Here is a 13,940-nt window from a genome sequence, read left to right as displayed (position 1 = left end):
TAAATCAACATTTTTTCAGAATTATTGCCGTCCCCATGCCTCCTCCGATACAGAGGGATGCAAGACCTAATGTTGCTTCATTATTTATCATTTCATGTACTAATGATACAACGATGCGGTTGCCTGATGCCCCGATGGGATGTCCCAGTGCAATAGCACCACCGTTGATGTTCGTACGTTCATTTATCCATTCTCTCGTAACGCCGTGTTGTGCCATGAGTTCGTGAATCACTCCCAGTGATTGTGCCGCGAATGCCTCGTTTAACTCGATCACGTCGATGTCAGATAGTTTGATACCGGCATTCTTGAGCGCGTTGGCAATGGCAGGCACGGGGCCCATACCCATGATGGCCGGATCCACACCGCCTTGTCCGACACCGATGATCTCGCACAAGGGAGTTAAATGATATTGTTTAACAGCCTCTTCCGATGCGATCAGCACGAATGATGCCCCGTCGTTGATTCCCGAAGCGTTACCGGCCGTGACGGAACCCTCTTTTTTGAAAGCGGGACGTAAGGTCGATAATCTTTCCAGGGAGGTCGTTCGGTTCGGGAATTCATCCGTGTCGAACACGAGAGTTTCTTTCTTCACCTTGTACTCTATAGGCACGATCTCTGACTTGAATTTACCGTTATCGATAGCCGCAATAGCACGTTGTTGCGATTCGATAGCAAATTCATCCTGTTCTTCCCGGCTGATCGCGTATTTCTCTGCGATGTTTTCAGCCGTTATGCCCATGTGGTATCCCTCGAAGGCGTCCGTCAGTCCATCATACACCATATGATCCACTACTGTCACGTCGCCCATTTTGTGTCCGTCACGTACACGTGCCGGGAGGATATAGCCCGCATTGGACATGGATTCGGTTCCTCCTGCAATGATCAGGTTCGCCAGTCCCGATTTGATAGCGGCTACACCATTGAGCACGGCTTTCATGCCACTTCCGCATATCATGTTGATTCCGTAAGCCGGAACTTCTTGTGGAATTCCTCCCTTGATGGATGCCTGACGGGCTACACCTTGTCCCTGTCCGGCGGAGAGTACGTTGCCGACTATTACTTCATCAATGTTGGCGGGATCGACTCCGGTTTCCGCTATAATGTTTTTTATTACTGCGGCACCCAAGTCTGCTGCTGTCATTGAAAGAGTTGTTCCTAGAAATTTGCCAATCGCAGTTCTTTTTGCTGCTACGATATAGGTTCTTGTCATTGAGGCATTGCTTTTAAATTTTTTGAAATTATAAGTTCACAGCCTGTAGCTGCTTTGATGTCATCTAACGTAAATTCAGGGTTTAATTCTACCAGTTCGATACCTTCGGGGGTAACGTTCATAACACCCATTTCGGTGATAATCATGTCAACTTCCCCGGCAGCCGTCAACGGCAGGGTGCACTCTTTCAAAATCTTGTGATTCCCTTTTGCCGTGTGTTCCATGGCAAGGATCACTTTTTTAGCACCAACCAAAAGGTCCATGGCTCCACCCATACCCGGGGCTTTTTTGCCGGGGATGATCCAGTTTGCCAGGTTTCCTTTCTCGTCTACCTGTAAAGCACCAAGAATGGTGACATCCACGTGTCCGCCGCGGATAAGTCCAAAAGAGGTTGCACTGTCAAAGCTGCAGGCTCCTTCGATTGCCGTGATGTAACCACCACCAGCATCCGTCAACTCCGGATTTTCTTGACCTTCTTCCGGTTTCGGACCCATACCTAATAATCCGTTCTCGGATTGTAGGATCACGTGCACGTTTTTGGGCAAGTAGTTCGGTACCATCGTCGGAAGCCCGATTCCCAAGTTTACCACGTCGCCGTCTTTTAATTCGAGAGCTACCCGTTTCGCGATAACTTCTCTTACTTGATCTTTATCCATACCGTTTTGATTTTAGATTTTTTGATTTTAGATTTTAGATTCTTAAATAACGAATCGTAAATCATGAATCATAAATCGTAAATTAATTATTTATTTTTTCTTCTAACAAATTCTTGTGCAATGAATGACGCCACGTCATCTGCGTAAGTGTTCATGCCGAATCCCGCGTCGTAACCAAGTTCTTTTGCCAGCTCGTGAGAGATACGAGGACCTCCGCAGGCAAGGATAACTTTGTCGCGTAATCCTTCGGCTTCCAGCATCTCCACGAGTTCCGTCAAGTTCTTGATATGAATATCTTTCTGGGTAACAGTCTGGGATACGAGAAGAGCATCGGCTTTCAGCTCGATAGCTTTGGCAATAAACTCCTCGTTGGGAACCTGACTTCCCAGGTTGTGCGCCTCGATCATGTCGTAACGTTCCAGTCCGTAGTGTCCGGCAAAGCCTTTCATGTTCATGATGGCATCGATACCCACGGTGTGAGCGTCGGTTCCGGTACTTGCTCCCACAACAATCAAAGGACGTCCGATGTTCTCACGGATGAACTCGTCTGTTTCGTGCATATCCCATTTCGTTCCTTCTACTTTCGGGACATGAATGCTCGTGAAGTCCACGGTGTGCGTGCAGCTACCGTAGCAGTTGAAGAAGGTGAAGCCTTTGGTCAACTCTTTGTGGAATACCACTTGCGGGTTTTCGAATCCCATTTTTTTCAATAATTGTTTTGCGGCTTCGATAGCCTCATCTCCGGCAGGCACGGGCAACGTGAAACTCAATTGGGTTTTCCCGTCGTTCATCGTGTCCCCGTAGGGTTTTATTTTTTTCAGATCCAGCGTCTGGTCGAAATCATTTTTTTCAGTAGAATATAATCCTCCACTCATAATGAATTGAAAATTGAAAATGCAAAATTGAAAATTATCAATCGCATAGGTTTAAATTTTATTTTTATTCACTCTCTTGAAACTTGGAACTAAAAATGACAAGTCGTCATTTTCAATTCTCAATTTTCAATTTTCAATTGCCTTTCAGCATTAACTCGATAAACGGGTTGTAGTAGTTAGCACCTTTGGGGGTAACTCCGTCAAGTCCCTTACCACCATTCTTCGGACGTTTTACGTCACCGAAGATTCCTTTTTCCAGAGCGGTAAAAAGACCTTCACGTTCAATGTTTTCAAGTAACGCGATAGCGTTGTTCAATACTTCCTTGGCACGACTCTGGATGATACCGTCTTTTTTAAACTCTACTTCGTCACCGATATTCTTCATGTTATTAAAGATATATTTGGCGTTCTCGATAGAGAGATAGCGGTCGGACATGAACGGCGTGTGGATAGCTTCCGTCGGCATTCCCAGCAATTGGATACCTTGTGAAGTCCAGATTCCGATCATGTTGAAAAGTGCATCCTGAATGTGTCCTCGGAAAATATTTCCCGTCATGAATTTGGTCGGAGGCATATATTTTAAAGTGGCTTTCGGGAAGATCTCACGGGTCATTTGCGCTTGGGCCAATTCCAGCAAGAATCCGTTTTCAAGAGACGGATCCATTTCGAAAGCGTGTCCTAATCCCATTTGTTCTTCTTTCAGTCCAGCGATCAAGGCCAATTGCTCGTTGATCAAGTCGGATGCCAGCACGGTGTGTGCTTGTTCCACGGCATCAGCGGTCGTCAGGTAGTTATCCTCTCCGGTGTTGATGATTACTCCGGCAAATCCGTTGATTACTCTTGACATGAATTGGTCAACCAGTGTACGCTGCATGTTGATATCCCGGAACAGGATACCGTAAAGAGCGTCGTTCAACATGACGTCCAATCCTTCCAATGCTCCCATGGCCGCAATTTCCGGCATACACAAGCCGGAGCAATAGTTACATAAGCGAATGTAACGGCCTACTTCTTCGCCTACTTCATCCAAAGCCTTACGCATAATGCGGAAGTTTTCCTGTGTCGCGAATGTTCCCCCGAATCCTTCCGTGGTAGCTCCATAAGGCACGTAATCCAACAAACTCTGCCCTGTTGTACGGATTACGGCAATGATGTCTGCTCCCTGACGTGCGGCAGCCTGAGCTTGTACCACGTCTTCATAGATATTTCCGGTAGCCACGATCACGTAGAGGTAAGGTTTCGGACCTTCCCCGATCGTGTTTAAGTAGTTTTCCTTCTTGGCACGGCGGTCGCTGATCCGTTTGATACTTGCGTCAACGTGAGGTTTCAATGCGGCTTTAATCTTGTCTGTCGGATGAATGGGTAACGTGGTGATATCCAGTGTTCCCTCTGCAACCTTCTCTGCTATTTGTTGCGGGTTCATTCCGGTTTCCACGATAGCGTTTCCGAGGAAGAATAAAATACCTTCACCTAACACGCCTTTGTCTTTGATCTCGTCTACCAACACGTTGGGTAGGGGTACGGTGTTCGCATCGATCCCGTCAATGCCGAGCAAACGGCATAGCGTACGCTCTACGGCGACGGTAGAGTATTGTTCCACGAATTTTTGTACATCGTCGGCTATCTTTCGGGCCACGTCCTTTGCGTGTGCCACTTTGGTAAAATCAAGCCCTAGTTTACTGTTCTGCATATCTTTGTTCTGTTATTAATTTCTGTTCTCCTTCTCTTCATCATTCAAAAACTCCTCCGCCTTGTCCAACAATTCTTCGTCAACGCCTAGAATACGGGCGATGCGCATGGCTTCTTGCGGCACGGAGTCATGAGTATCTTCGATTAGCGAGTAATCGATGTACTCGTTTATGTTGTTGATGGTCAATTGACCTTTCACGTGTTCTTTGACAAATCCTTTTACCCGCATCTTTTTGCAACGGGCTTTGATCCCACTGTAATGGCTGGTAATCAAGGAGCGAGCCTGTTGATCTGTCAGAAAATCGAGCATGGCATTCACGATCGCTTTTCCTTCCGTGGGGTTCGTGGTTCTTGCCAGTTCATCAATCAGGATTAAAGCATTTTTGCCTGCTTTCACATCCTGAACAATGGCGTTTACCCGCAGCATTTCCGAGGCGTACGAGGACAGGCCGCTTAATTCGGATTGTTCGTCCCCGATACAAAGGAGAACTTCGTCAACCAATGCAATCTCGGCTTGTTCTGCCGGAACGTAGAATCCGAATTGGAATAACGTCTGTGCCAGTGCCACGGTTTTCAAGATAACGCTTTTCCCGGCCATGTTGGCTCCGGTAATCAGGCAGGCACCTTGCTCGATGTCAATGTCAATGGCCTGAAATTTTTTGCCTTCTTGCCAAAGTACCTCTTTTACCTGTGGGTTGAATATTTTTGTATAGCGAGTCGTGCCGGTGGAAATTTCCGGTTTACACAACTGCATATCAATGGTCTGTTGGGCTTTGGCCAACAGAATATCTAAAGTCGCCGTGTTTGTCAGGGCTTCGTTAATTTCTTTTTTATAGGGATGAATCTGTTCGGATAACTTTTCCCGAATCCGGTCTTCTAATTCCGTATGCTCGAATAGAAGTTGATCCAGTACTCGTTCCTCTGTTTTTCCATCCATTTTGAGCGCTTTCATTTTTGCCCGTAGGGCTGCCAGTTCCGGGGAATAGGCATCGTACACGTAAAAATGAGGAATACGCATCTTTTCGGGATCTAAAATGTCTACTACCGGTTCCAAATCCGGGAGTGAAACGACCGTAATATTTGCCGATAGGAGTAATTCCCGCATCTCCACGACCAGCAAAGAGAAAGCTTTTAATTCAAATAGTTCAATGTCATCCAGTACCTGCGATTCTGTTACCCGGTTTGCCGTGCCCCGGATGTCCTTCACTTGCATCAGTTTGACCTTGATCTTGGTAATGGTGTCTGTTTGTGCGGAGGTTTGTAGAATATTTCGCATGACCTCGGTTTTGTCCAATTCCTGGGCAATTGCTTCCGGGGTATGCAAATAAGGTAGTGTATTCAAGATTCGTTTTGCCAGACCGGATTGAATTTCCAGTTTGTCGATCATGAATCTGAACCCTTTAATTTCTTCTATGGCACTTCTTAAAAACACCGCTACTAATTTTAGATTTAATGATTTTAGATTTTAGATTGAACTCTCTCCCGGCTTTGCCGTACTTCCTCTATAAACAGAGGGAGAGTTGGAATACTCATCGTTTTCGGGAAACATTTCATTCTAAATTCTACATTTTCTTAACGTCATAAACAGGAATACCCAAGCTCTCTTGCATGGCTACTCTCAGTTCGTCGGAATCCAGACAATATCCTTCCGGGGATTGGGGATTGATGCAAACAGCCAGTAGTTTACTTTTTTGCAATACTTTCATGGTGCCACCTTTTTTAAGGAAGGCATAGTACGTTTCCATGGAGGCAAACACTTTGGTGAAATCACGGATAATCAGTGTGATCTCCTTGATTTGCTTTTGTTGCCGTAGAAATTGCAATAATTTGTCGCTGATGGCGCCTGCCACGTACAACGTGTTCCCGTACTTGAAAACTTCATCTTTGTTATTTTCAAGCATAAACACGGAAGGTATGTTCAGATCGTGAACTTTCCCGTTTTCATCAATGGACCACATCCCTTGCTCGATGTCAATCAGTTGCCGGATAATTTCCGGCTCTGCTTTCTCCAAGCAAATGAGGTCATACACGTATTTTGTTTTTCTAACCAATTGAGGAATATTGCAGGATACCGCAGCTCCCGTGGCTAGTACCATGGCTTCCGTCACAGCTGGAGAGCTGAGACTGAGCCGGGATAGTGCCCCGTCGACGATGGTGGTGTCCACGTCAAAGCGTTTCATCTTTTGGATGAGGGTTTTCAATGATCCCGTGTCGGCAGGCCCTGATAACAAGGCTTTCCCCGAACTGACGGCCCTGGCGGTTACCAGACGTCCTAACGAGGTTTGTTGTGTGCTGACATCCATGATTTCTGCCACCAAACGTTTGGACCGATAATGCATCTCCGATGTGATGAATATCATATCTTCGAAAATTTCAATTTCCGGTTTGGGTGTTTGGCAAACTTGATCCCTGTTTTCCCCGTCGATGCCTATTGAGGTAAGGGCGAAACGCTTCCCCGTATTCTTCACTTTCCGAAGAATATAGTTCAAGCATTCCGTTTTTCCGGCATTTTTTGCCAGACCCACGATTGCTATACTATTGTATTTTAGAATCTCCTCGATAAACACGGTTTGAATTTATGATTTACGATTTATGATTTTAGATTTCCACGCACGATCCTGTACTCGTTTAATTATAGATTTACGATTTAAGAAAGTGAATCAACGATCTTAAATCGTAAATCTAAAATTATTTTATTCGTGATGATTTCTCTCGTTACGAGCCAAGTGTTTCGGTTCGATGGAGAGCATATCACCATTTAGCAGGGCGGCAACGCCTTCTTTGCGAGCTTTTTCGCATTCCGGACAGTGACACTCTTCCTTGTAATCTGTCGGTTCCGTGTAGGTGGTGATAACACCTTCGTAGTTTCTCAATACAACGCGGTTCGGAGATTGAGAGATCACGTAGTTCGGCATTACCGGAGTCTTACCTCCACCACCGGGAGCGTCAACCACGAACGTGGGAACGGCATATCCGGAAGTGTGTCCGCGTAAGTTTTCGATGATCTCGATACCTTTGGAAACCGGAGTACGGAAGTGCTCGATGCCCATGGAAAGATCACATTGATAAATGTAGTACGGACGAACACGCATTTTTACCAATCCATGCATCAATTTTTTCATCACGTAGGTACAATCGTTGATACCTCTCAATAACACGGTCTGGTTTCCTAACGGGATACCTGCATCAGCCAAGCGGGCGCAAGCAGCAGCTGATTCTTCCGTGATCTCATTGGGATGATTGAAGTGGGTATTTAACCAAATCGGGTGATATTTTTTCAGCATATTCACCAACTCCGGGGTAATTCTTTGCGGGCATACTACCGGGGTGCGGCTACCGATACGGATGATTTCCACGTGAGGAATGGCTCTCAATCGACTGATGATGTATTCCAAACGATCGTCGCTTACCAACAATGCGTCACCACCGGACAACAGCACGTCTCTTACTTGCGGAGTCTTGGCAATGTATTCGATACATTTATCAATACGCTCGGTTGGGGAGGCACTGTCTTTTTGTCCGGCAAAACGTCTACGGGTACAGTGACGGCAGTACATGGAACATTGGTCCGTGATCAGGAACAACACCCGGTCCGGATAACGGTGAGTTAATCCCGGTACGGGAGAATCGCTGTCTTCGTGTAGCGGGTCTTCCAAGTCTGCACTAGCCTTGTGTAACTCCAACGCGGAAGGAACCGCTTGTTTACGAATCGGGCAATGCGGGTTGTTCTTGTCAATTAAACTCAAATAGTACGGGGTGATTGCCATTCTCAACATTTTTAATGCGTTGCGAATGCCCTCTTCTTCGCTAGGATCCAGATCAAGATATTTTTTTAATTGATCCACAGTCTCAATTCTGTTTTTCACTTGCCATTTCCAGTCGTTCCATTGTTCATCTGTTACTTCCGGAAAAAATTCTTTTCGTCTGCTTTCAGCCATCTCAGTTTATTTATTTTAGATTTTAGATTTTAAATTTTAAATTGCCCTAGTGCGCGGTGAGCGCTTCCGGCGTTTTGATTTTAGATTAAAAAATAGCTCGTTCTACATTTTAAATTCTAAATTCTACATTTTTATTTCACGTACAGTCTGTTAAATAGTTCCCGGATTTTCTCAGACTCCCGAATGATATTCAGTGTCAGTTCGGCATGTCCTTTGGCGTATCCGTTTCCTACAATTAAATTTATATCTTTTCCTACTCCTTCGGCTCCCAATGCAGCTTTCGTGAAGCTGGTCGCCATGGAGAAGAAATAAACGCATCCTTGTCCTTTCGTGACGAGAATCGAGGTCATCTCTGTCGAGGGAACATTTACATTGTTGATGGTAACCTCACAACCTCTTTCCCCTGCAATAGCAGTCACTTTTTTATACACGTCCATCACTTTTGTCGCGTCGGCAACAATAACGTGAGTGGCGAGATTCATATCTTTAATTCTCTGGGCATTCTCTTCCGAGTATTCCACCACGATGACCTTTCCGTAAGGCCCGACGTTTTTCATGGCCTGGTAGCAACAAAGCACTCCAGACTTTCCTCCTCCTCCGATGATACATACCGTATCGCCTTCTTTTACCAGACGGGCCACTTGAGCCGGGGCTCCTGCCACGTCCAATACGGCTAATGCCAGTTTCTCCGGAATATCATTCGGTAGCACGGCGTATAAACCGCTTTCAAATAGGATGGCTTGCGCATCCACGTCTACTTGATCCGATGCCGGGTCAAGATGTTTGATCTTGTTTATTTTCAATGGAGTCAGGGATAAGGAGACCAGTGTGGCAATTTTGTCTCCAACCTTCAGGGACTTATCCGGGAAGTTAGGCCCGATCTCTTTCACCGTTCCGATCAGCATACCCCCCGATCCGGTAACAGGATTTTGCATTTTACCTCTCTCCTCCACGATAGAAAGAATCATCTCTTTCATTTTGTCCGCATTCCCGTTGCAAGCGCTTTTGATCTGCGTGTAACTGGCCGAATCAATATTTAATGTTTGCACATCAATCAACAACTCGTTGTCATAAATGCTCATCGTGTTATCCAGCTTTAATGCCGGTTGCGGAAGTGTACCTTCCGGAGTAATTACCCTGTGTGTCCCGTATCTGCAACCCTTGTCCATCGAATAATTTTAAATTTTAGATTTTGAATTTTAGATTATGATTTACGATTGAGTCATCCTCAATCGTAAATCATAAATCTTAAATGATTAAGCGTAAAGTTCCGTAAAGATCTTTCTCAAGGCTTCGCATTCTCTCAGTTCCTGGAGCGTGATCTCTGCATGTCCTTTCGTGTATCCGTTACCAACGATCATCGTCACGTCGCTACCAACACCTTCTGCTCCAAGGGCTGCTTTCGTGAAGCTGGTGGCCATAGAGAAGAAGTAAACGATACCCGTGTTCTTCGTACAAAGAATAGAGGTCATTTCCGTATCGGTAATGTTCACATTGTTGATTGTAATATCGCACATTTCGCCATTGGTCAATTCCTCGATTTTCTCCATTACCGGAACGGGTTGAGTCGCATCGGCAGAGAATACATAGTCGCAGAAACCAAGTTTCTGTAAACGTTCGGTACTCTTCTGGCTGTGGCACAAACCGATGACTTTACCGGTAACACCTGCACGTTTTTTAGCTTCGTAACAGCACAACATCCCTGATTTACCACCGGCACCGATGATTAATACCGTATCGCCCGGTTTAACCAATTTAGCGGTTTGAGCGGGAGCTCCGGCTACGTCCAATGCCGACAATGCCAAGTTTTCAGGAAGGTCTGCCGGAATCTTGGCGTAGATACCACTTTCAAAAAGGATAGCTTTACCGTCGATGTCTACTTGGTCGATTTCCGGACGAATATCTTTGATCTTGTCAATACGAAGCGGGGTCAAAGAAAGAGAAACCAACGTGGCAATCTTATCACCTTCTTTCAAATCGATTTTGCCTTTCAGTGCATCACCGATTTTCTCTACCGTACCTAACAACATACCGCCGGATCCAGTTACCGGGTTACGATGTTTTCCTTGTTTTGCAACAATGTCCATCATGATCTCGGCGATCTTTGCTTTGTCACCACCGGCTTGTTGCTCGATCTGGGTGAAACTAGCCGAGTCGATATTTAAAGTCTGAACGTCGATCAGAATCTCGTTGTCGTAGATCTCGTCCATGTTGTTGTCAATCTTGTTGGCGGGTTGTGGTAATACTCCCTTCGGTTCGATTACACGGTGGGTTCCGTATTTATTTCCTTTCTTTTGCATAGTATAATTAAATTTGAAATTTATAAGATCGATTATTTTAAAGGTTTTAAGCCTAAAATTTCTCTTGCTTCCGCGGAGGTAGCGATCGGACGGCCTAATTCTTTGGCGATTCGAACTACTTTTGCTACTAATTCTCCGTTGGATTTAGCCAGCACACCTCTTTCCAAGTAAAGATTGTCTTCAAAACCTACTCTCACGTTACCACCCATGGCAATAGCGGGAGCTGCAAGCGTGAAGGCATGACGACCGATTCCTGTTGCCGTCCACGTTGAGCCTGCTGGAATCGCGTTTACAAGCCAGCAAAGGTTCGATACCGTGGCAGGAGTACATCCGGGAACGCCGAGAACGAAGTTGAATTGCATCGGGGCACCGGGAACCTGTCCTTTTTTAGCCATGTTTAATACGGTATCAAGATGTCCCATTTCGAAACATTCGTATTCCGGTTTGATGTTGTTTTCTAACATCCTTTTTCCGAAATCTCTCATCATGGGCATGGTGTTCTCGAAAACATCGTCTCCGAAGTTACAGGTTCCGCAATCCAGAGTTGCCATTTCAGGGAAAAGTTCTGTCGGTTGAAGACGCTCTTCAGCGGTCATTCCCACGGCTCCTCCGGTAGAGGGGATCAAAATAACATCCGGGCATACCTTATAAATAGCGTCGATACACTCTTTGAAGCGTGCTTTGCTTTGGGTCGGGGTACCGTCATCTTCGCGAACGTGAAGGTGAACAATGGCTGCACCAGCGTCTACAGCGGATTTCGCTTCTCTCACGATCTCTTCTACTGTATAAGGAACGGCGGGGTTTTGTTCTTTGGTAACTTCCGCCCCACAAATGGCTGCTGTGATAATTAATTTTTCCATAATAGTAATTTAGAATTTAAAATTTAGCATTTAGAATGAGATCTAAATTGCACGAGAGGGATGTTGTTCCCTTTTCTAATTCTTTCTCTGGTCTTCTTTCTTCACCACGCAGGTTCCGCTTGCACGGCAAACCACGATCGGTTCCTCCAATACATCTGCAGCCGAGGCTGAAATGTCAGGTCTGGCAGCGACTACTTTTTTTGCTTCGAAAACCATTTTGCGGGAAGTGTTCCCTACTTTCACGATCTCTCCGGTAGCTTCGATGTAATCTCCGGCATAAACAGGAGCCAAGAACTCCACGTTGTCATAGGCAACAAACAGACCTTCGTCACCATCATGCATGATTAATAATTCCGTGGCCACATCCCCGAACAAGTGCACCATGTGTGCCCCGTCAACCAAATTACCGCCGTAATGAGCATCTTTTGCACTCATTCTTAATCTTATCATTGATTTTTCCATTTCCTTGAATTTTTAATTTTATTAATCAGACGATTTGATGTTTTTTAATCAAAAATCGTCAATTATTTAACGATGAAGTCCACCATGATGGAAGGTGTCTTCACGTTTTCTGCGGCAATTTCACCGACTTCAACCAACTCGTTAACCTCGGCAATTACCAGGTCTGCGGCAGAAGCCATTAACGGGTTGAAATTTTGAGATGTCCCCCGGTAAACCAGATTCCCTGCTTTATCCCCAAGGCTGGCGCCAACCAACGCGATGTCGGCTCTCAACGTTTTTTCCAACAAATAGTCTTTCCCATCCACGTTGACGATCTGTTTCCCTTCAGCCACGATAGTACCCATTCCGGTTTGAGTCAGGATACCTCCCAGTCCGCAACCTCCGGCACGCACACGCTCTGCCAATGAACCTTGCGGGCAGAATTCGATTTCTAGCTCTCCGCTATTCATTTGTTCGCTCGTGTGCGGGTTGGTCCCGATGTGTGACACGAAAAGTTTCTTTACTTGTTTGTTGGCAATCAATTGACCTACTCCTTTGTCCGGGTAAGCCGTGTCATTACAGATCAACGTCAAGTTCTTAACGCCTGATTTCGCTAATGCATCAACGATCTTGTTCGGGGTTCCGTTTGCGAGGAATCCGCCTACCATGATGGTCATGCCATCTTTTACTTTTGATACAGCCTCTTCGATAGAAATAAATTTACTCATAGGAAGCATTTTTATATTGTTTCAGTTAAATATTTAACACATTCGCATTGATTTGTCAAATTTATATTATTCCGGGCAATAAATGAAATATTTTCAACACAAAAACGGAAATAATTCTTTATTGAGAATCATTTTACGTAGTCGAAAATAAAATCTGGTTACCGCCTCAGAATTTACGGTATTAAGTTATGAAATTTTAAGATAAAAAACAAACGAATGGGATGGGAAATGTAATTATCCCACTGGAAATCAATTTTAAAGAAGAGAGCGAATGAGCTAGTTCGGTTTATTGTTTCCTTGTTGCCTGTATTCGTTCGGGGAACAACCTACGAGTCTTTTAAACAGGCAGAGAAATGTTTGGGTGTTAGAAAAACCTAACGCGAGTGCGATTTCGGAAATAGTTTTATTTGAGCTTGTTACAAGGCTTTTGGCGATGTCTATTTTTTTTAAACGTACGTATTCTCGGAGTGTTTTCCCGGTTTCAACTCGTACGAGATCATTGAGATAGGCAAGGGATTGAGGCAGGTGGTCATGGACGTATTCGATCGAGCGCAGTTCGGTTTTTACTTCGTGTTCCGATTGGAGATGCTGCTCTAAAAGCTGGTCGAAATACGTCAAAATATCATTATTTATATGGCAGCGGGTAATAAATTGGCGTTCGTAAAATCGCAGGCAGTAATCCAAGAGTAATTCGAGATGCACGGCTAGCAACCGGAGACTGAACCGGTCAATGTCTCGTAGCAACTCTTTTTGGAAATTGCTCATGCATCCTAAGACGATCTGTTTTTCCCGTTCGGATAAATGAAGGGATTCATTTTCCTGATAGGAAAAAAACGTGTATTCGGATTTCTTGCAGACTAGCGGTGCCTCGTTAAATACTTTGGGATGGAATGCGATGCCAAGAATATGGGTTTGTTCCGGAAGATCGTGGCGATTAACGTCAATGGTTTGTCCGGGAGCTTTGAATACGAGAGTACAGGATTGAAAATCATGACATCTGCGGCCGTATCTGAAATCACCGCATGGTACTTGTTTGAAGAATAGGGTATAAAAATCACCGGAAATAGAGAGTTGGTCGAGGCGGGTAGCCTCGGTTAAGTCAATAACGCTTAGGAGCGGGTGGCGTGTTTTTTGCCCGATTAGCGTGTTAAACTGACTGATGGATTCTATTTTCTGGGTGTGATGGATCATGATAATATGATTTGCCTTTGACAAGTTGGCTGGTTACTAATGAAGGTGTGTC

13 protein-coding genes are annotated in these 13,940 nt (G+C 45.1%); all 13 read right to left on the bottom strand.

From position 1 onward, the window contains the following. Window positions 1–4 precede the first annotated feature (4 nt). A complete protein-coding gene (locus D8S85_RS10195) occupies window positions 5–1,210 on the bottom strand; it encodes an acetyl-CoA C-acetyltransferase (RefSeq protein ID WP_127075036.1) in 1,206 nt (401 codons plus the stop codon). Next, window positions 1,207–1,866 (bottom strand): 3-oxoacid CoA-transferase subunit B, encoded by a 660-nt coding sequence (locus D8S85_RS10190; RefSeq protein ID WP_106480613.1) that lies wholly within the window; start codon window positions 1,864–1,866, stop codon window positions 1,207–1,209. The genes D8S85_RS10195 and D8S85_RS10190 overlap by 4 nt, the downstream gene beginning before the upstream one ends. An 86-nt stretch (window positions 1,867–1,952) precedes the next feature. Further along, a complete protein-coding gene (gene kamE, locus D8S85_RS10185) occupies window positions 1,953–2,741 on the bottom strand; it encodes a lysine 5,6-aminomutase subunit beta (RefSeq protein WP_106480612.1) in 789 nt (262 codons plus the stop codon). A 133-nt stretch (window positions 2,742–2,874) separates the two neighbouring features. After that, the gene (gene kamD / locus D8S85_RS10180) at window positions 2,875–4,431 is read right to left on the bottom strand and encodes a lysine 5,6-aminomutase subunit alpha (protein ID WP_106480611.1); all 1,557 of its coding nucleotides are present in this window, start codon (window positions 4,429–4,431) and stop codon (window positions 2,875–2,877) included. Between the two features lie 15 nt (window positions 4,432–4,446). Beyond that, entirely contained in the window at window positions 4,447–5,862 is a 1,416-nt protein-coding gene (kamC, locus tag D8S85_RS10175) for a lysine 5,6-aminomutase reactivase ATPase KamC (RefSeq protein ID WP_228423185.1), read from the bottom strand. A 130-nt stretch (window positions 5,863–5,992) separates the two neighbouring features. Next, entirely contained in the window at window positions 5,993–6,997 is a 1,005-nt protein-coding gene (kamB, locus tag D8S85_RS10170; protein WP_228423184.1) for a lysine 5,6-aminomutase reactivase subunit KamB, read from the bottom strand. Window positions 6,998–7,123: 126 nt separating this feature from the next. Then, window positions 7,124–8,368, bottom strand: a complete 1,245-nt coding sequence (gene kamA / locus D8S85_RS10165; RefSeq protein WP_106480609.1) for a lysine 2,3-aminomutase — start codon at window positions 8,366–8,368, stop codon at window positions 7,124–7,126. A 131-nt stretch (window positions 8,369–8,499) separates the two neighbouring features. Next, complete coding sequence (kdd, locus tag D8S85_RS10160) at window positions 8,500–9,537, bottom strand: L-erythro-3,5-diaminohexanoate dehydrogenase (RefSeq protein ID WP_106480608.1); 1,038 nt, start codon at window positions 9,535–9,537, stop codon at window positions 8,500–8,502. A gap of 87 nt (window positions 9,538–9,624) precedes the next feature. After that, window positions 9,625–10,668 (bottom strand): L-erythro-3,5-diaminohexanoate dehydrogenase, encoded by a 1,044-nt coding sequence (gene kdd, locus D8S85_RS10155; RefSeq protein WP_106480607.1) that lies wholly within the window; start codon window positions 10,666–10,668, stop codon window positions 9,625–9,627. Window positions 10,669–10,700: 32 nt separating this feature from the next. Beyond that, window positions 10,701–11,528, bottom strand: coding sequence for a 3-keto-5-aminohexanoate cleavage enzyme (kce, locus tag D8S85_RS10150; RefSeq protein ID WP_127075035.1), 828 nt, complete (start codon window positions 11,526–11,528; stop codon window positions 10,701–10,703). A 75-nt stretch (window positions 11,529–11,603) separates the two neighbouring features. After that, a complete protein-coding gene (kal, locus tag D8S85_RS10145) occupies window positions 11,604–11,990 on the bottom strand; it encodes a 3-aminobutyryl-CoA ammonia lyase (protein ID WP_106480605.1) in 387 nt (128 codons plus the stop codon). A 62-nt stretch (window positions 11,991–12,052) separates the two neighbouring features. After that, window positions 12,053–12,697 (bottom strand): CoA transferase subunit A, encoded by a 645-nt coding sequence (locus D8S85_RS10140; RefSeq protein ID WP_127075034.1) that lies wholly within the window; start codon window positions 12,695–12,697, stop codon window positions 12,053–12,055. 276 nt (window positions 12,698–12,973) lie between these two features. After that, window positions 12,974–13,888, bottom strand: coding sequence for a helix-turn-helix domain-containing protein (locus D8S85_RS10135; protein WP_106480603.1), 915 nt, complete (start codon window positions 13,886–13,888; stop codon window positions 12,974–12,976). Window positions 13,889–13,940 lie beyond the last annotated feature (52 nt).

The organism is Butyricimonas faecalis, assembly GCF_003991565.1.
GTDB lineage: Bacteria > Bacteroidota > Bacteroidia > Bacteroidales > Marinifilaceae > Butyricimonas > Butyricimonas faecalis.
This window is presented reverse-complemented; position numbering and strand designations above follow the sequence as displayed.

Coding starts and splice junctions, on each gene's coding strand:
- D8S85_RS10195 (WP_127075036.1), bottom strand. CDS start 1,210: ATGACAAGAACCTATATCGTAGCAGCAAAAAGAACTGCGATTGGCAAA.
- D8S85_RS10190 (WP_106480613.1), bottom strand. CDS start 1,866: ATGGATAAAGATCAAGTAAGAGAAGTTATCGCGAAACGGGTAGCTCTC.
- kamE (WP_106480612.1), bottom strand. CDS start 2,741: ATGAGTGGAGGATTATATTCTACTGAAAAAAATGATTTCGACCAGACG.
- kamD (WP_106480611.1), bottom strand. CDS start 4,431: ATGCAGAACAGTAAACTAGGGCTTGATTTTACCAAAGTGGCACACGCA.
- kamA (WP_106480609.1), bottom strand. CDS start 8,368: ATGGCTGAAAGCAGACGAAAAGAATTTTTTCCGGAAGTAACAGATGAA.
- kdd (WP_106480608.1), bottom strand. CDS start 9,537: ATGGACAAGGGTTGCAGATACGGGACACACAGGGTAATTACTCCGGAA.
- kdd (WP_106480607.1), bottom strand. CDS start 10,668: ATGCAAAAGAAAGGAAATAAATACGGAACCCACCGTGTAATCGAACCG.
- kce (WP_127075035.1), bottom strand. CDS start 11,528: ATGGAAAAATTAATTATCACAGCAGCCATTTGTGGGGCGGAAGTTACC.
- kal (WP_106480605.1), bottom strand. CDS start 11,990: ATGGAAAAATCAATGATAAGATTAAGAATGAGTGCAAAAGATGCTCAT.
- D8S85_RS10140 (WP_127075034.1), bottom strand. CDS start 12,697: ATGAGTAAATTTATTTCTATCGAAGAGGCTGTATCAAAAGTAAAAGAT.
- D8S85_RS10135 (WP_106480603.1), bottom strand. CDS start 13,888: ATGATCCATCACACCCAGAAAATAGAATCCATCAGTCAGTTTAACACG.